The organism is Streptomyces sp. NPDC107528 (assembly GCF_055639295.1).
In genome coordinates, this window is record NZ_JBVKAV010000021.1 from 40228 (window position 1) to 58113 (window position 17886).

Consider the following 17886-nt stretch of genomic DNA (forward strand, 5'->3'; position numbering starts at 1 on the left):
GGTCCGCCCCCGCACGTTCATTCATGATCCCCCGTATGCCGTACCGCGGCGTAACCAAGTCACTCCATTGGCCGTTGCCGGGCAAGGCGCTGTCGCCGCCCACCGCCCCGGCCGACCCAGTGGATGTCCCTTGCCCAGGTTCAGTGTCATTGTCCCCGCGTTCAAGGTTCAGGCGTACCTGCACGAGTGCCTGGAATCGGTGCTCTCGCAGTCGTATCCCGATCTCGAACTGATCGCCGTCGACGACTGCTCGCCGGACGCGTGCGGCGCGATCATCGACGAGTTCGCGGCCCGCGATCCGCGCGTACTCCCCGTGCACCTCGCGCGGAACCAGGGCCTGGGACCCGCCCGCAACGCCGGTATGGCCGAGGCCACCGGCGACTACCTGGTCTTCCTCGACGGCGACGACACGCTCACCCCCGACGCCCTGCACACGATCGCGGACCGGCTGAAGGAGACCGCCGAGCCGGACGTGCTGGTCTACGACTACGCGCGCACGTTCTGGACGGGCGAGACGATCCGCAACCAGGCCGCCGCCCAGCTCGCCGAGGACGGCCCGGCGCCGTTCCGGCTGGCGGACCGGCCGGGGCTGCTGCGGCTGCTGATGGTCGCCTGGAACAAGGCGTACCGGCGGGAGTTCGTCGAGGAGGAGGGCTTCGCCTTCCCGGCCGGCTACTACGAGGACACGCCCTGGACGTACCCGGTCCTGATGACGGCGGAGTCGATCGCGACCCTGGACCGGGTGTGCGTGCACTACCGGCAGCGCCGCCGGGGCGCGATCCTCGGCACGGTCAGCCCGCGGCACTTCGACATCTTCGAGCAGTACGACCGTGTCTTCGCCTACGTCGACCAGAACCCAGAACTGGCGCGCTGGCGACCGCTTTTGTTCCGCAGGATGGTCGACCACCTGGTCGTGGTGTTCGCCCGCCGCGACCGCCTCCCGCGTCGCAGCCGGGCCGCGTTCCTGCGCAAGGCCCGCACCCACTACCGCCGTTACCGCTCCCCCGGCGCCCCCGTCCCCCCGCGCAACCGCCTGCGGCACGGCCTGGTCCGTCTCGGCCTGCACCGCACGTGGCGTGCCCTGCAACTGGCGTCGGCCCTGCTGCGCCGCGCCGGCAAGCTCACCGACCGCCTGCTGAAGGGCCTGCGCGGCGGCGCCCTGCGCCTGCACTACCGCGTCCAGCGCCGCCTCCCCCTGCGTGCCGACCGCGCCGCCTTCGCAGCCAAGGGCGTCCATGGCCCCGGCGACAGCCCGGGCGCCCTGGAGCAGGCCTTCCGCACGCACGCCCCGCACATCCGCACCGCCTGGATCGCCGACGCGGACACGGACGCCGACCCCGAGCGGCACGACACCGCCCCGTCCGGCCCGCGCCGCCTGCGCCCCGACACGGCCGCCTACTGGACGGCCCTCGCCCGCTCCAAGTACCTCGTCCACAACGACGGCTTCGACCGCCGCCTGGTCAAGCGCCCCGGCCAGGTCCTCGTGCAGACCCAACAGGGCACCCCGTTCGGTCACATGGGCCTGGACCTGAGCGAACGACCCGCGGCAGCAGGCGACATGGACGTGGACGAGCTCCTCGACGACGTCGACACGTGGGACTACGTCCTGTCCGCCAACCGCCACTCCACCCTGACCTGGGAGCGCGTACACCCGGGCGGCTACACGACCCTCGAATACGGCAGCCCCCGCAACGACGTCTTCCAGCAGGCGACTTCCGCGGACGTGGCCCGGATCCGCGAGCGGCTCGGCATCCCCGACGGCACGGTCGTGATCCTCTACGCCCCCGCCCACCGCGACTACCGCCGCACCCAGCGCACCCCTCTCGACCTGCACCGGCTCCTGCGCCGCCTGGGCCCCCGCTTCATCGTCCTGGCCCGCGCCGACCCGCGGCACGGCGGCCCCCTGACACCCACCGCCGGCCGCGTCATCGACGTCACCGGCCATCCGAGTGCCGAGGAGCTGTGCCTGGCCTCGGACGCCCTGGTCACGGACTACTCGTCGATCATGTTCGACTACGCCAACCTGGACCGGCCGATCGTGGTCCACACCGACGACTGGGAGGCGTACGAGGCGGCCCGTGGCACCTACTTCGACCTGCGCTCCTTTCCGCCGGGCGCGGTGGCGCACGACGAGGACGAGCTGATCGACATCTTCGCCTCCGGGCACTGGCGGGGCTCGCGTTCCGCGCAGCTGAGGTCGGCGTTCCGCGAGCGTTTCTGCCCCCACGACGACGGACGCGCCGCCGAGCGGGTCGTACGCCATGTGGTGCTCGGCGAGACCTGCCATCCGCCCGTCGTACCGCTCGCTGAGCGCCACCCCGTGCCGTCGCCGGCCGCGTCGCTCACGCGCTCCCCGCTCACGACCGTGCCGCAACCGACGGGGCGCCGGACCGTCACCGAGAGCCTCTGAACGCCGTTCTCACGGAAACGGAAGAGGAGTTCCATGCCCTCCAGCCCGTCACGGCCCACGCCGACCCGGCCGCCCACCTGGCGTCCGGCAGGGCGGCCCGGCCGTACCCGCGCCGGCTGAGGCCGGCCCCGCCCTGCTGAGGAACCCGGCCGCCGGAAAATCGACAGAAAGAGCAGTATGCCCCGCTTCAGCATCATCGTTCCGTCCCATGGGGTCGCGGGCCGGCTGTCCCAGGCGCTGGACTCGGTCCTGACCCAGTCCTTCGGCGACTTCGAGCTGATCCCGGTCTGCGACGCCCCCGACTCCCCGGCGGCGGACGTCGCCGCCGGTTACGCCGAGCGGGACTGCCGGGTGGCGCCGGTGAACTCGCCGCCGACGGCCGGTCTGGCGGGGGCGCGCAATGCCGGGTTGCGGGCGGCGATCGGCGACTGGCTGCTGTTCCTGGACGGCGACGACGAGCTGGTGCCGGGCGCGCTGGCGGCGCTGGACGCCCGGCTGAGCGAGACCGGTGACGTGGACGTCCTGTACTTCGAGCACGAGCGGACCCCGTGGTGGGTGGGCGAGCCGACCAACCCGGCCGCGCCGGTGCTCGCGCGGACGCCGGGCGGGGTGTTCGCCCCCGAGCAGGCTCCGATGCTGACGGGCGTCCAGCTCCCGGCGTGGAGTGCGGCCTACCGGCGGGCCTTCCTCGCGGCACGGCAACTCCCCTTCCCCGACGGCCACTTCACCGACGTGGGCTTCGGTGGCCTGGTCGTGCTGGGTGCCGAGCGCATGGCGGTGCTGCGCCAGGTCGTCCTACGGCATCTGGTGCGGCGGCAGGGCAGCCGGCCGAACCTGCCCGGGGAGCACCACTTCGAGCTGCTCGACCAGGCCGAGCTGGTGCTGGCGCGGGCCGGCGAGCAAGGGCTGCCGGAGAGCCGGCTCGGGCCGTTGTTCGAGCAGCTCTTCGCCGCCGTACTGAAGACGGCCGCCCATCCGCGACGGCTGCCGCGCCGGCGCCGGGCCTTCTTCCGGCGGGCGAGCGGGCTCTACCGGCGGTACCGGCCCGCCGGGTTCCGGGTGCCGGGCGGGAGTCTCGGTGTGCAGCACCGGCTGCTGGCGAGGGGGGCGTACGCGGCCTTCCGGGCGCTGCGCGGCGCCAACCGGGCGGCGACACGGGCGGCTTCCGCGGTGCCGCGGCCGCGCGGGCTGCGCACCCGGCTGCGATACCGGTGGCAGCTGCGCCGCCGGCTGGACCGGAATCTCGCCGTGTACTGCGCGTACTGGGGCCGCGGCTACGTCTGCAACCCGGCCGCCATCCATGCCAAGGCGCGGGAGCTCGCCCCGCATCTGCGCTCGGTGTTCCTGGTCGAGGCCGAGCAGGCGCACACCGTGCCGAAGGACGTGGAGTACGCGGTCATCGGCAGCCGCAGGTACTGGGACGTGCTCGCCCGGGCCAAGTACCTGATCAACAACGCCAACTTCGCGGACGCCGTCATCAAGCGCAAGGGCAGCGTGCACCTGTCGACCCAGCACGGCACCCCGCTGAAGAAGATGGGCGCCGACCAGGCGACGTATCCCGTGGTGGCCGCGGCGACCGGCAGCTTCGCCAAGCTGCTGGCCCGCGTCGACCGCTGGGACTACAACCTCACCTCCAACCGGCACTCGACCCAGATGTGGGAGAGCGCCTACCCCGCCGCGCACGAGACCCTTGAGTACGGCTATCCGCGCAACGACGCCTACTACACGGCGACCGCCGCCGACGTGGCCCGCGTCCGCCGCGAACTCGGCATCCCCGAGGGCAAGAAGGCCCTGCTCTACGCGCCCACGCACCGCGACCACGCCACCGGCTTCGAGTCGAGCCTCGACCTGGAGGCGCTGTGCGAGGAGATCGGCGACGAGTACGTCGTGCTGCTGCGCGCCCACTACTTCTACGACCGCGGCGCCGGGCGCGGCACCGGCCGGATCATCGACGTCACCGCGCACCGCTCCTCCGAGGACGTGTGTCTGGCCGCCGACGCGCTGATCACCGACTACTCGTCGATCATGTTCGACTACGCCAACCTGGACCGGCCGATCGTCGTGTACGCCGACGACTGGGACGTCTACCGGGAGCTGCGGGGCGTCTACTTCGACCTGATGGAGGCACCGCCGGGCCGGGTGACGCGGACACCGGGCGAGCTGGCGGCCGTCCTGCGCGACGGCTCGTGGGCGGACGACGAGGCCACGGCCCTGCGCGCCGCTTTCCGGGAGCGGTTCTGCCAGTTCGACGACGGACGCGCCGCCGAGCGCGTCGTACGCCGGGTGCTGCTGGGCGAGCCGCCCGAGGCGATCCCGCCGGTGGTCCCGCTCGCCGAGCGCATCCCCGCCCCCGCCGCGACGACCCTCGTAAGGAACTGAGGTACCGACGTGCCCCGCTTCAGCATCATCGTCCCCGTCTTCAAGGTGCAGGGCTTCCTGCGGGAGTGCCTGGACTCGGTGCTCGGGCAGTCGTACACCGACTTCGAGGTGATCGCCGTCGACGACCGCTCCCCCGACGGCTGCCCGGCCATCCTGGATGCCTACGCCGACCGTGACGCACGCGTGCGCGTGCTGCACCTGCCGGAGAACGTCGGCCTCGGCCGGGCCCGCAACGCCGGTCTGGAGCAGGCGAGCGGCGACTACGTCCTCTTCCTCGACAGCGACGACCAGTACACGCCGGGCCTGCTGGCGGCCGTCGCCGCGCGCCTGGAGGCGGCCGACGAGCCGGACATCCTGGTCTTCGACCATGTGCGCACCCACTGGTGGGGCCGCGGCGGCCGCAGTACGGCGGCCGACCTGCTGGCCGCGGCCGGCGCGGGCACCTTCAACGTCCGCGAGAACCCGGAGTACCTGCACCTGTTCCTGGTCGCCTGGAACAAGGCGTACCGGCGGGAGTTCTTCCTGAAGCACGAGCTGCGCTACGCGCCGGGCCTGTACGAGGACGCGCCCGCCACCTACCGCTCGATGGTGCTGGCCGACCGCATCGCCTGCCTGGAGCGGATCGGGGTCGAGTACCGGCAGCGGCGGCAGGGAGCGATCACGAAGACGCCGGGGCGGCGGCACTTCGACATCTTCCCTCAGTACGAGGGCCTGTTCGCGTTCCTCGCCGAGCGCACGGACCTGGCGTGGGCGCGCCCACTGCTGTTCGAACGGGCCCTGGATCACATGCTGTTCGTCCTCGCGCGCGAGGACCGGGTGCGGCCCGCGGACCGGCCGGACTTCTACCGCGAGATCCGCTCCTTCCATGCCCGGCACCTCCCGGCGGGCTTCACGCCGCCCGACGGCCGGCGCGGCAAGGAGATGCGGCTGGTGGCGACGGCTTCCTACGCGTCGTTCGCCGTGGCACGCGGTCTGCATGATGTGCGCAGGGCGGCCGGCAGCGGCAAGCGGCTGGTGACGCGCGCGGCGTCGAACCGGGCCCAACGTGCCTGGTACGCGGCCCAGTCGAAGCTCCCGCTCGATCCGCGGCTGGCCGTCTACTCGGCGTTCTCCCATCGCGGGGTGCTGGGTGATCCGGCGGCGATCCACGCCAAGGCCCGCGAGGTCGCCCCGCACATCAGGGGCGTGTGGGTGGTCCAGGAGGACGCGGTGGACGCGCTGCCGCCCGGCATCGACTTCGTGACGCCCGGCTCGCGGCGCTACCACGAGGTGATGGCGCGGGCCACGTACTGGGTGAACAACGTCAACTGGCCCGGCACCCTGGCCAAGCGCCCCGGCAGCGTCCACGTCCACACCCATCAGGGCACCCCGCTCAAGCACATGGCGGCCGACCTGCTGACCAAGCCCGGCGCCCGGCACGGCTTCGACGTGCCGAAGATGCTGTGGCGGGCCGACCGCTGGGACTACAGCCTGGTGGCCAACCGGCACTCGGAACTGGCGTGGGAGCGGGCGTATCCGTGCCATTTCTCGTCGCTCAGGACGGGCAGCCCGCGCAACGACGTGCTGGTCGACGCGGACCCCGAGACAGGCGAGGCCGTGCGGGCGCGGCTCGGCGTCCCCGCGGGCAACACCGTCGTGCTGTACGCGCCGACACGGCGTGAGTACCGCCGGGGCGGCCACGTGGACCGGATCGACCTGGCCAGGTTCGCCCGGGATCTCGGCACCGGCCACACCCTCGTCGTACGGCTCCATCCGTCGCTCGCGAAGGGCACGGCCCGTGGGATGGGCCTGGCCGATCTGCACCGGCGGGGCGTGGTGATCGACGCGACCGACGAACCGCATGTCGAGGACGTCCTGCTCGCGGCCGACGTGCTGGTCACCGACTACTCCGCCCTGATGTTCGACTACGCCAACCTGGACCGGCCGATCGTGGTCCACGCCGACGACTGGGGGGCGTATGCGGCGAGCCGGGGCGCCTACTTCGACATCACGGCCGACGCGCCGGGCCATGTGTCGCGCTCGTACCGGGAGTTGGCGTGGCTGTTCGCTTCCGGGACGTGGCAGGACGGGGAGTCGGCGCGCTTGCGGGCGGGGTTCCGGGAGCGGTTCTGCGAGTTCGACGACGGGCTGGCCGCGGAGCGGGTCGTACGGACGGTGATGCTGGGTGAGCGGATGCCGGAGCGTCAGGGCGGGGTCGAGCGGGTGCCTGCGCCGGCGGCGGCGAGGTCGTCGCTCATGGACGCCCGCTGAAGCGTTCCACGACGGGTTCCCCGGATGGGGCTCACTCGATGAGGTGACGTGAGGTAGAGGTGTTGACCTTGCCGGGAACATACGGCAAATGCCTCAAACCAGCACCACCTCTACGGCCAGAGCCGCGGGCGCCGCTGTCGGTGTCCTCGTCCGGAGGACCGTGCGTGGCGCGAGTGCCCTGCGCGGCGGCCGCAGTTGGCGTCCGACGCCGTATCAGGTCTACGGCTTCCTGTTCTACCTGGTGATGCTGCTGGCGTACTGGGCCGTGCCGCTGTGCTGCGACGCGGGTCAGCACGCGGCGGTCGTCGAACGCCTGAAGGCGGACCTGCTCCACCCGCGCCACCCGATGGCGGACCTGCCGGGCGCGGGCAGCCCGTACTACTCGCCGTACGCGGTCGCGCAGGGCGTGTTCGCCCGGCTGACGGGGCTGGGCGGCTGGGAGGTGGTGCGGCTGGCCGGTGCGCTGAACCTGCTCGTGCTGCTGACCGGCATCGGCCGCCTGGTGCGGGTGCTGACGCCGAGGCCATGGGCGCCGGTGCTCGCGCTGGGGGCGATGACGCTCCTGTGGGGGACCGAGCGGGCCTGGTGGAGCGGCTATCTGAACCTGATGTCGATGACGGGAAATCTCGGCTATCCCTCGGCCTTCGCCATCGGCCTCACCTTCTGGGCCTGGGCGTTGACGGGGGCGCGGGCGCGGGGCCAGGGGCGGGGGCCGGAGCAGGGGGAGGACCGGCAGCAGGGGCTCGTCCGGTACGTCGGACCGAGCGGGCTGCCGGGGCTCGCCGGGTACGCGGGGATCGGAGTGCTGTACGGGCTGATCCTGCTGATCCATCCGATCACCGCGGTGGCCGCGGCGCTGGGCGCGGTGGCGTTCGTGGCGGGGTGGCAGCGGGGCCTGCTTCGCGGGCAGCGGGGCGCCTTGGCCGTGCGATGGGGGGTGATGACGGGCACGGCGGCACTGCTCGCCTGGTCCTGGCCGTACTTCGACGTGTTCGCGCTGGCCGGGGACGACAGCGTGGACTGGATGCACGAGCGGCTCTACGAGCAGCTCGGCGGGCAGTTCTGGCTGGCGCTGCTGGGGCTGCCGGCGCTGTGGCTGCGGTGGCGGCGCGGCTCGTGGCGGGATCCGCTGGTGCTGCTCTTCGCCCTCGACTGCCTGCTCGTGGCGTACGGCTGGGTCAGCGGCCACTACACCTACGGCAGGATCCTCGGGCTGACCCTGGTGCCGCCGCAGTTCGCCCTGGCCGTGGAGCTGGCGGCGCCCCGGCCCTGGCGCGGGGCCCGCCGGGTGCTGGGCGGGGCGGCGGTCGCCGGGGCCTGCGTCGGGTTCCTGACCGTGCAGGGCGGGGCGGTGGTGCCGCGGGCACTGGATCCGATCGGGCTCGAACAGCCCTCACTGTGGCCGTCGTACGCCTGGGTGGCACGGCAGGTCGGGAAGGGCGAGGTGGTGATCAGCGACGGGCACTACGCCCCTCGCTCCATCCCCGGACACGGACCGAACCTGGCCGCGCCGATCTGGCCCGACCCCGCCCTGGACGAGCGGGAACGGGAACGCCGGCTCGCCGATGTCCGCGCCTACCTCTCCCCCGCCTCGACCCGCGCCGAGCGCACGACCGTCGCCCGGCGCTACCACGCGCGCTGGCTGCTGCTGACGCGGTGGAAGCGGGTGCCGGAGGAGGCGGTGGTGGTGGCGTGGAGCCGGGAGACGGGGGAGGTGCTGGCGCGGATCGGGTGACCGCCGCTCCTGCGTGGGGTTACTCGATGACGAGGTCTACCTCGATGTTGCCGCGGGTGGCGTTGGAGTAGGGGCAGACCTGGTGGGCCTGGTCGACCAGCTTGCGGCCGGTCGCCTCGTCGAGGGTGTCGGGGAGCTCCACGCGCAGCGTCACCTTCAGGCCGAAGCCCTCGCCCTGCTTGCCGATGCCGACCTCGGCGGTGACGGCGGCGTCGGAGACGTCGACCTTCGCCTGGCGGCCGACGAGGCCGAGGGCGCTGCCGAAGCAAGCGGCGTAACCGGCGGCGAAGAGCTGCTCCGGGTTCGTGCCCTGGCCGTTGCCGCCCAGCTCCACCGGCGCGGCCAGCTGCAGGTCGATCTTGCCGTCGTTGGAGACGGCGCGACCCTCGCGGCCGTGGGTGGCGGTGGCGACAGCGGTGTAGAGCGCGTCCATGGAAACCATCCCTCTCAAGTCACGTTCCGGCGGCTCCGTTGGCGGCCGCCGACGACGACAAGTAGAGCACACAATTCAATTGCACACAACTAAATGACGAGCACGAGCTACCCTGGAGTCATGACGAGCACGCCCACGGCGGACTGGCTCCGCCTCGACCAGCAGATCTGCTTCTCCCTCAACGCCGCGTCGCGCGCCTTCGGCGGCGTCTACCGCGTGGTCCTGAAGGACCTGGGGCTCACCTACCCGCAGTACCTGGTGATGCTGGTGCTGTGGGAGCAGGGCGACCTGCCCGTGAAGAAGCTGGGCGAACACCTGCGCCTCGACTCCGGCACCCTGTCGCCGCTGCTCAAGCGGCTGGAGGCGGCCGGCCTGGTACGCCGGGAGCGCAGCGCCCGCGACGAGCGCTCGGTGGAGGTACGGCTGACCGAGGAGGGCGCCGCACTCCGCGAACAGGCCTTGCAGGTGCCCCGCCGGATCGCCGCGGCGACGGGCTTCGACGTCGACGAGATCCGCGAGCTGCGGGCACGGCTGGACCAGCTCACCTCGGCGCTGGACTCGGCGGCGGTGGAGGGCGCGGGCGGTTAGCGGACTGCGGGGTGCGTTCCGAGGCCAGGTGCGCCGTGCGTTCGGCGGGCGGGCGGCGGACGTACAGCCGTAGCGGGCCGTCGGGCAGTCCCGCGGACTGCGGCCGGAACTCCTCGCCCACGACGGCGAGCTTGACGCGCTCGGTGGGGTTGCTGGGATACCAGGGGGAGGTCAGCGCGTACGGCTCGGCGACGACCCAGACCCGGTCGACCGAGGCAAGCCTGCGCCGCAGTTCGCCGGCCCCGACCTCACGGCCGTAGAGCGTCCCCGACCGCGGCCCGGACTGCCGCAGCGCGATGTCCCACGCCCACCGGAACCCCTTCGGATACGCCAGCACGGCCCGCCGCCCGATCGACGGCACGAACAGCACCGGGTCGCCGGGGCGCAGATGCCGGGCGGCGTAGGCGGAGGTGACGGCGAGGTTGTCGGGGCGGTGGGCCGGGGAGCGGTCCTGGCGGTGAAGGGGGAGGTGGTGGAGGAAGACCAGGGCGATGGCGAGGGTGCCGGCCAGGGGGGTCAGGGGGAGGCGCGGGGATCGGCCGGCGGTGCGGGCAGGACCACCCCGGTGCGGGTGAGCGAGGAGGGCGGGGCGGTCGCCGTACGGCCGCGCGCGGCGCACGAGGCCGGTCAGCCGCTCCGCCCCCGCGGCCACGAGCAGCGGCGCCCCCGCGAGGGCGTACAGCACGTACCGGTCGTCGTACATGGGCCGGACCTGGGACACGGCGATGAGGAGCCCGGGCGGCACCACCAGCAACGGCAACGCGACCGCGGCGACCCGGCCCGCCCCCAGCCCGGCCACCATCAGCAGGACGCACACCCCGAAGACCACGCCCGTGGGCCCGGCGGCGAACTCCCGCAGCAGCCGTTCCGCGCTCCCCCACCCCGGCACCGGCAGCCACCCCACCTGCCCGGCCTGCGCCCGAGACACCAGCAGCAACGGCAGCAGGGCGGCCCCTGCAGCCGCCACGGCACATCCCCACGCGGCCCACACCCGTCCCGGCGCCCGTCCCAACCCCAACGTCACCGCATGCGCGCACACGACCGGCGCGGCCAGCTCGTGCAGCAGGCAGGTGACCGTGAGGACCACTCCGTAGGCCCACCACCCCCTCCGCACCAGCAGCAGCGTGGCGCCGGCCGCCCCCGCGGTCACCAGCGCGTACGACCGGCCCTCCTGCGCGTAGTGCCCGACCAGCGGCGTCACCGCGTACAGCAGCCCGGCCCACAACCCCACCCTCGGTCGCGCCAGCCGCACCCCCAGCGCCGCGATCAGCCCTGCCGCCGCGGCCGCCGCGAGCACCGACGGCAGCCGGAGGGCGATCTCGCCGGGATGTACGGCGAGGACGGCGTGCATGAGCAGGTAGTACAGGGCGTGCACGGCGTCCACGCCCTGCACCAGCCGCAGGATCTCCGGCACCGACCGCCGCGCGACCTGGAAGGTCACTCCCTCGTCCCGCCACATGCCGTCGCGGTCGAGGCCCCACAGCCCGAGCCCGAGCATGACGACCGCGGGGACACACACGGCGACGATCGCGGCCGCACCGCCCTCGCGATCGCTCTTACTCGGCTCCCGTTCCCCGATCACCACGGGAACGAGTTTGTACTATTAACTGATGCTTACTGGTTATTGACGGCGTATCACCGTGTATCGCCATGAATATGCCACTCACCCGGCATACGATCCCGCGGTAATGAACCCATCCCGCGATTCCGGACCGTGCCCCTGATGCACCCGCACGCCGCTCCCACCGCCCGCACCGCGCGCGCCTCGCAGGTCGGCGTGATCGTCATCGGCTACAACGACGCCGCACACGTGGCGACCGCCGTCCGCTCGGCGCTGGCGCAGGGCCCAGCCGTCCATGAGGTCGTCGCCGTCGACGACTGCTCGACGGACCGCAGCATCGAGGTGCTCACCCGTCTCGCCGCGACCGAACCACGCGTGAAGGTGGTCCGGCGCCGGGTCAACAGCGGCGGCTGCGGCAGCCCGCGCAACACCGGCCTCGACCGGGTGACCTCGCCTTATGTGATGTTCCTGGACAGCGACGACGTCCTTCCGCCGGGGGCCGTGGACGCGCTGCTCGCGGCGGCGACGGGGGCGGGTGCGGAGGTGGCGGGCGGGCTCTGTGTGCGGCGCGAGCTGCCCGGGCGGCGCGAGGTGCCATGGCAGGCGCCCCTCTACGCCGCGCACGCCGTGTTCGAGCGGCCTGCCCAGCGCCCGCGTCTGGTCCACGACACGCTCTGCGTCAACAAGCTGTACCGCACGGAGTTCCTGCGCGAGCACGGCATCCGCTTCCCCGAAGGCCGCTTCCCCTACGAGGACTTCGTCTTCACCGCACGCGTGCTCGCCGCCGGACCGCGCATCGCGCTCGTCCCCGACCGGGTGTACGTCTGGCACGTACGCCGCTCGGCCGACCGGCTGTCCATCTCCCTGGACCGCGCCGACGTCGCCAACTGGCGGGCCCGCACGGAGGCGAGCCGGCTGGCGTACGACATCCTGCTGGGCGCCGGGCAGAAGGAGCTGGCGCGCGCGGCACGCGGCAAGTTCCTGGACCACGAGGTGCGGATATACGCGCGCGAGTTGGGGTTGCACGACACCCACTACCAGCACGCGTGGTGGGCGCACACGCGGGCGTACCTCGCGGAGTACGACGCGTCCGACTGGGCCCACAACCCCACCGCGCCCGGCCGCCTCATCGGCCGCGTCGTCCTCGCCTCCCCCGAGCCCCGCGACCTGCCCCGCCTCAGGGACCTGGCCGCCCGCCCCGCCCGCCTCCTGCCGCCTTACGCGCACGCCCCCGACGGCACCCCCGTCTGGTCGGCCGACCTCCCCGAACCCACCCTGGACGCGCTGCTCACCCGCCCTGTCCGCCTCCTCCCCCTCGCCGTCGACGCGGAACTGCACCCACGCGCGCGTACCGCCCTCCTCCGGCTGCGCCTGCACGAGCTGTACGGCAGGGTGGCGCAGGCGGGACCCGAGGCGCTGGAGCTGGAGTGGCGGTGCCGGGAGACGGGGCGGGCGGCGGGACCGCGTACCAGGGTGACGCTCACGCCGTCGCCCTCGCCCTCGCCCTCGCCCGACGGCGTCTGGTCGGCCGAGACCACGGTCCACTGGACCGCGTTCTTGGGAGTACCCAGGACGTCCGGGCCGTACGGGCCGTCCAGCGTGTCCCGCACCTGGGACCTCCGCCTCCGCGTGCGTTTTCGGGGCGGCGCGTACCGCGAGGTCACGGCGCACGCCCTCACGAGCGCCGGTCCGCTGCGCCGACGCGCGGTGGTCGGAGCGGGTCACGCCGTAGTACTCGTACAGCCGTACGTCACACATTCCGGAGCGCTGGCACTGCGCGTGGCCCCCGGTTCACGAGGAGTTCTGTCCGTGGTCCGCGGCAGACTCCGCCGCCTGCTTCACTGGCAGACGCACACTTGAGGCAGACCAGTAGCGCAGACCCGTACCGCAGACCACGGATAACCAAAGGGCCCACTGACGAGGGGAACGGCCGCACATGACCTGGCTGATCACCGGCGGCGCCGGTTACATCGGAGCGCACGTCGTACGGGCGATGACCGAGGCGGGCGAACGCGCCGTGGTGTACGACGACCTGTCCACCGGCATCGCCGACCGCGTGCCCGACGGCGTCCCGCTGGTGGTCGGCTCGACCCTGGACGGCGAGCGCGTCGCCCGCGCCATCGCGGCCCACCGCATCACCGGTGTCGTCCACCTGGCGGCGAAGAAGCAGGTGGGAGAGTCCGTCGACCTGCCGCTGCATTACTACCGGGAGAACGTCGAGGGCCTGCGCATCCTGCTGGAGGGCGTGACGGCGGCGAACGTAAGGTCCTTCGTCTTCTCCTCCTCGGCGGCCGTGTACGGCATGCCGGACGTGGACCTGGTGACCGAGGAGACGCCGTGCGCGCCGATGTCGCCGTACGGCGAGACCAAGCTGGCCGGCGAGTGGCTGGTCCGGGCCACGGGCCGCGCGACAGGCCTGTCCACGGCGTCGCTGCGCTACTTCAACGTGGCGGGCGCGGCCACCCCCGAACTCGCCGACACCGGCGTCTTCAACCTCATCCCCATGGTCTTCGAGAAGCTCACGGAGAACGCGCCCCCGCGCATCTTCGGCGACGACTACCCGACCCCCGACGGCACCTGCATCCGTGACTACATCCACGTCGTCGACCTGGCCGAGGCCCATGTGGCCGCGGCGCGGGCCCTGCAGTCGTCCCCCGGCCACTCCCTCACCCTCAACATCGGCCGCGGGGAGGGCGTTTCGGTCCGCGAGATGATCGACCTGGTCAACGCCGTCACCGGCTACGACCGCCCCCCGACCGTCACCCCGCGCCGCCCCGGCGACCCGGCCCGCGTCGTCGCCTCCGCCGACCGCATCGCGACGGAACTGGACTGGAAGTCCAAGCACGACGTGCAGGACATGATCGCGTCGGCCTGGGACGGGTGGGTCCGGCTGCATCCGGGGGCGGCGCGGAGGTAGTTCGGGGGCGCGTGGGGTGCTTCGGGGGGGGCGGAGGTGCTTCGGGGGGGAGGTGCTTCGGCGGGCCCAGCCGCCTACCGGCTGCCTACGAGTTGTTCAGATACGTCAGCACCGCGAGCACCCTGCGATGACCGCTGTCGCTCTGCGGCAACCCCAGCTTGAGGAAGACGTTGCCGATGTGTTTGTGGACGGCGCGTTCGGTGACGACGAGGCTCTTGGCGATGGTCGCGTTGTCGTGGCCCTCCGCCATGAGGGCCAGGACCTCGCGCTCGCGCGGGGTGAGGGAGTCGAGCGGGGAGTCGCGGCGCCGGGTCAGGAGCTCGGTGACGACCTCGGGGTCCAGGGCGGTGCCGCCGGCCGCGACCCGCTCCAGCGCGTCGAGGAACTCGTCCACCCGGCCGACCCGGTCCTTCAGCAGATAGCCGAGGCCGCTCGCGCCGCCGGCGAGCAGTTCCGCGGCGTACGACTCCTCGACGTACTGGGAGAGCACCAGGAGCGGCAGCCCGGGCAACTCCTTGCGGGCGGTGAGCGCGGCGCGCAGACCCTCGTCGCGGAAGTCCGGGGGCATCCGCACGTCGAGCACGGCGGCGTCGGGGCGGTGCTGCCGCAGTGCGGGCAGGATCTCGGGGCCCGTGGTGGCGGCGGCCACGACCTCGTGTGCGGCCGACGTCAGGAGGAGGACGAGGCCTTCACGCAGCAGGGCGTTGTCCTCGGCGATCACGACTCTCACGGCAGTTCCGCCTCTACTCCGGTCACCGCGCCCGCGGTGACACCACCTCGCTCAACCGGCGGTCGCCGCGCGCAGCCTACTCACAGCGCCTTGAGCGCCTCCGTGGTGGCCCGGGCCAGCGCGTCCAGATAGCCCTTGGGCAGCTTCCGGCTGCGGGCCACGACCATCCGCCAGTACAACGGGCCCGAGATCAGGTCGAGCGCCAGCTCGTTGTCGATGCCCGCCCGCACCTCGCCACGCTGCTCCGCCCCGGCAAGGATCTTGCTGGCGACCCCCTCCTGCCCCTGCTCCAGCGCCTTCTGCAGCGCCTCGGCGATCTCGGGGTTGCGGGCCGCCTCGGCCTGGAGGTCGGGAATGATCTGCGACACGACGGGGTGACGCAACGCTCGCGAGGTCACCTCGTACAGCATCCTCAGGTCCCCTTCCAGGGAACCCGTGTTCGGCGTCGGCAGCCCCATGACCGCCACCGCCGACACCACGTCGAGCACCAGGTGCAGCTTGGAACGCCAGCGCCGGTACACCGCGGTCTTGCCGACGCCCGCGCGGCGCGCGATGCCCTCGATCGACATCCGCGCGTAGCCGACCGACGCCAGCTCCTCGAAGACGGCCGCCCGGATGGCCTCCGTCACGTCCTCGCGGAGCACGGCCGCCCCGGCGGGGGTCCGGCGGCGCGGACTCGTCTGGGGCTGGTCGGCGTTCGTCGTCATGCGGAACAGCATAGGGCGTTGCGACGAAACGGTTGCGTTCCGACGTCCACAAGACCTACGCTCACGTTGCGACGAAACGGTCCCGTCCCGACGTAAGAGTTCGTGAAGAGAAGCGTAAGAACCCGCCCCACCCCCTCCCCCTGAGCGAAAGCAGCGGATGTGACCCAGGCCCTCCACACGCCGCCCCCCACGGCCCCCGCCCCGCCCTACGAAGCCGACCTCGCGGCCCTCGCCGCCCGGCACGGCCTCTCGGTCAGCGGGGCCCGCCCCTCCCTGCGCGCGTACGTCCGCCGGCTGTGGGCGCGCCGGCACTTCATCGGCGCCTTCTCGACGGCCAAGCTCACGGCGCAGTACAGCCAGGCGAAGCTCGGCCAGCTCTGGCAGGTGATGACGCCGTTGCTGAACGCGGCGGTGTACTACCTCATCTTCGGCAAGTTGCTGGGCACGAGCCGGGGGGTGCCGGACTACATCCCGTTCCTGGTGACGGGGGTGTTCGTGTGGACGTTCACGCAGAGCTCGATCATGGCGGGCACCCGCGCGATATCCGGCAACCTCGGCCTCGTCCGGGCCCTGCACTTCCCGCGGGCGGCGCTGCCGATCTCCTTCGCGTTGCAGCAGCTCCAGCAGCTGCTGTTCTCGATGGCGGCCCTGGTCGTGATCCTGCTCTTCTTCGGCATCCCGGTCGGCGTCTCGTGGATCCTGGTGGTCCCGGCGCTGGTGCTTCAGTCCGTCTTCAACACCGGCATCGCGATGATCATGGCCCGCATGGGTGCGAGCACACCGGACATCGCCCAGCTGATGCCGTTCGTGCTGCGTACGTGGATGTACGCGTCGGGCGTGATGTTCAGCATCAGCCACATGATGGCCAAGCACACCGACTGGCCGTCCTGGCTGACCGCGGCCCTGCAGGCCAACCCCGCGGCCGTCTACATCGACTTGATGCGCTTCGCGCTGATCGACAGCTTCCACGCGAGCCAACTCCCGCCGCACGTGTGGGCGATCGCGACGGGCTGGGCGCTGCTCGCCGGCGTCGGCGGCTTCATCTACTTCTGGAAGGCTGAGGAGACGTACGGCCGTGGCTGACAACGCACAGAACGCACAGATCGCACAGACCTCACAGACCGCACAACGGATCACACAAGAGCAGGTCCAGCAGGCCCAGCAGCTCCAGCAGGTCCCCACCGTCATCGCGGACGGCGTCGACATCGTCTACCGCGTCAACGGCACCGGCGCCGGCCGCGGCTCCGCCACCGCCGCCCTCAACCGCATCCTGCGCCGCAAGCAGACCGAGAAGGCGTCGGGCGTGCGCAAGGTGCACGCCGTCAAGAAGGTCTCCTTCGTGGCGTACCGGGGCGAGGCGATCGGGCTCATCGGCACCAACGGCTCCGGCAAGTCGACCCTGCTGAAGGCGGTCGCCGGACTCCTCCCGGTCGAGAACGGCCGTATCTACACCGACGGGCAGCCCTCCCTCCTCGGCGTGAACGCGGCCCTGATGAACGACCTCACCGGCGAGCGCAACGTCCACCTCGGCGGCCTCGCGATGGGTATGTCCCGCGAGCAGGTCAAGGATCGCTATCAGGAGATCGTCGACTTCTCCGGCATCAACGAGAAGGGCGACTTCATCACCCTCCCCATGCGCACGTACTCCTCCGGCATGGCGGCCCGGCTGCGCTTCTCCATCGCCGCCGCCAAGGACCACGACGTGCTGCTGATCGACGAGGCCCTCGCCACGGGCGACCGCTCCTTCCAGAAGCGTTCCGAGGCCAGGATCCGCGAGCTGCGCAAGCACGCGGGCACGGTGTTCCTGGTCAGCCACAACAACAAGTCGATCCGGGACACCTGCGACCGCGTGCTGTGGCTGGAGCGCGGCGAGCTGCGGATGGACGGGCCGACGGACGACGTGCTGAAGGAGTACGAGGCCTTCACGGGGGACAAGTCGGCCAAGCCGGGCCCGAAGCCCAAGCCGCAGCCGAAGCCGGCACCCGCGGCAGCCCCTCTGCTCTCGTAGGGCTTCCCTCCTGAGGCTTCCCTCCTGAGGCTTCCGTCCTGAGGCACCCCTCCCGAGGCACCTCTCCTGAGGCACCTCTCCTGAAGCACCCCTCGCGAGGCATCCCTCGTCAGGCGCAACCGGAGGTCACCCTTTCACCCTATTAGTGTCACTATGACCTAGCCCGAT

At 72.2% G+C, this 17886-nt stretch carries 13 protein-coding genes; 9 read left to right on the plus strand and 4 right to left on the minus strand.

Translation table 11 applies throughout. The features are described 5' to 3' along the window. Positions 1-130 precede the first annotated feature (130 nt). The 4 genes from ACZ7L5_RS43335 (at position 131) to ACZ7L5_RS43350 (ending at position 8774) form a co-directional block, all read left to right on the plus strand. Entirely contained in the window at positions 131-2410 is a 2280-nt protein-coding gene (locus ACZ7L5_RS43335; RefSeq protein ID WP_471524409.1) for a bifunctional glycosyltransferase/CDP-glycerol:glycerophosphate glycerophosphotransferase, read from the plus strand. Between the two features lie 177 nt (positions 2411-2587). Continuing rightward, positions 2588-4789: a CDP-glycerol glycerophosphotransferase family protein gene (locus tag ACZ7L5_RS43340; protein WP_471524411.1), complete on the plus strand. Its 2202-nt coding sequence runs from the start codon at positions 2588-2590 to the stop codon at positions 4787-4789. 9 nt (positions 4790-4798) lie between these two features. After that, positions 4799-7039: a bifunctional glycosyltransferase/CDP-glycerol:glycerophosphate glycerophosphotransferase gene (locus ACZ7L5_RS43345; protein WP_471524413.1), complete on the plus strand. Its 2241-nt coding sequence runs from the start codon at positions 4799-4801 to the stop codon at positions 7037-7039. A gap of 88 nt (positions 7040-7127) precedes the next feature. Further along, entirely contained in the window at positions 7128-8774 is a 1647-nt protein-coding gene (locus ACZ7L5_RS43350) for a hypothetical protein (protein WP_471524415.1), read from the plus strand. Between the two features lie 19 nt (positions 8775-8793). Here the strand turns inward: ACZ7L5_RS43350 and ACZ7L5_RS43355 are convergent, their stop codons facing one another. After that, positions 8794-9207: an organic hydroperoxide resistance protein gene (locus ACZ7L5_RS43355; protein ID WP_328881267.1), complete on the minus strand. Its 414-nt coding sequence runs from the start codon at positions 9205-9207 to the stop codon at positions 8794-8796. A 93-nt stretch (positions 9208-9300) separates the two neighbouring features. Between ACZ7L5_RS43355 and ACZ7L5_RS43360 the strand changes: the two genes are divergently transcribed. Continuing rightward, complete coding sequence (locus tag ACZ7L5_RS43360; RefSeq protein WP_384185406.1) at positions 9301-9795, plus strand: MarR family winged helix-turn-helix transcriptional regulator; 495 nt, start codon at positions 9301-9303, stop codon at positions 9793-9795. Here ACZ7L5_RS43360 and ACZ7L5_RS43365 read toward each other — a convergent pair. Then, complete coding sequence (locus ACZ7L5_RS43365) at positions 9749-11380, minus strand: glycosyltransferase family 39 protein (protein WP_471524418.1); 1632 nt, start codon at positions 11378-11380, stop codon at positions 9749-9751. The genes ACZ7L5_RS43360 and ACZ7L5_RS43365 overlap by 47 nt on opposite strands. A gap of 138 nt (positions 11381-11518) precedes the next feature. Between ACZ7L5_RS43365 and ACZ7L5_RS43370 the strand changes: the two genes are divergently transcribed. Then, on the plus strand, positions 11519-13216 hold the full coding sequence (locus tag ACZ7L5_RS43370) for a glycosyltransferase family 2 protein (protein WP_471524419.1): 1698 nt from the start codon (positions 11519-11521) through the stop codon (positions 13214-13216). Positions 13217-13292: 76 nt separating this feature from the next. After that, positions 13293-14273 carry a UDP-glucose 4-epimerase GalE gene (gene galE, locus ACZ7L5_RS43375; protein WP_471524421.1) on the plus strand — a complete coding sequence of 327 codons (981 nt, stop codon included), beginning with the start codon at positions 13293-13295 and terminating at the stop codon, positions 14271-14273. Positions 14274-14358: 85 nt separating this feature from the next. Here galE and ACZ7L5_RS43380 read toward each other — a convergent pair whose 3' ends face one another. Both ACZ7L5_RS43380 and ACZ7L5_RS43385 read right to left on the minus strand, forming a co-directional pair. Further along, entirely contained in the window at positions 14359-15003 is a 645-nt protein-coding gene (locus tag ACZ7L5_RS43380) for a response regulator (RefSeq protein WP_471524423.1), read from the minus strand. Between the two features lie 80 nt (positions 15004-15083). Then, positions 15084-15722: a TetR/AcrR family transcriptional regulator gene (locus tag ACZ7L5_RS43385; RefSeq protein ID WP_365063394.1), complete on the minus strand. Its 639-nt coding sequence runs from the start codon at positions 15720-15722 to the stop codon at positions 15084-15086. A 147-nt stretch (positions 15723-15869) separates the two neighbouring features. Here ACZ7L5_RS43385 and ACZ7L5_RS43390 point away from each other — a divergent pair, with 147 nt between their 5' ends. After that, on the plus strand, positions 15870-16793 hold the full coding sequence (locus ACZ7L5_RS43390) for an ABC transporter permease (protein ID WP_471524425.1): 924 nt from the start codon (positions 15870-15872) through the stop codon (positions 16791-16793). A 49-nt stretch (positions 16794-16842) separates the two neighbouring features. Further along, entirely contained in the window at positions 16843-17718 is an 876-nt protein-coding gene (locus tag ACZ7L5_RS43395; RefSeq protein WP_471524465.1) for an ABC transporter ATP-binding protein, read from the plus strand. The last annotated feature ends 168 nt before the right edge of the window (positions 17719-17886 follow it).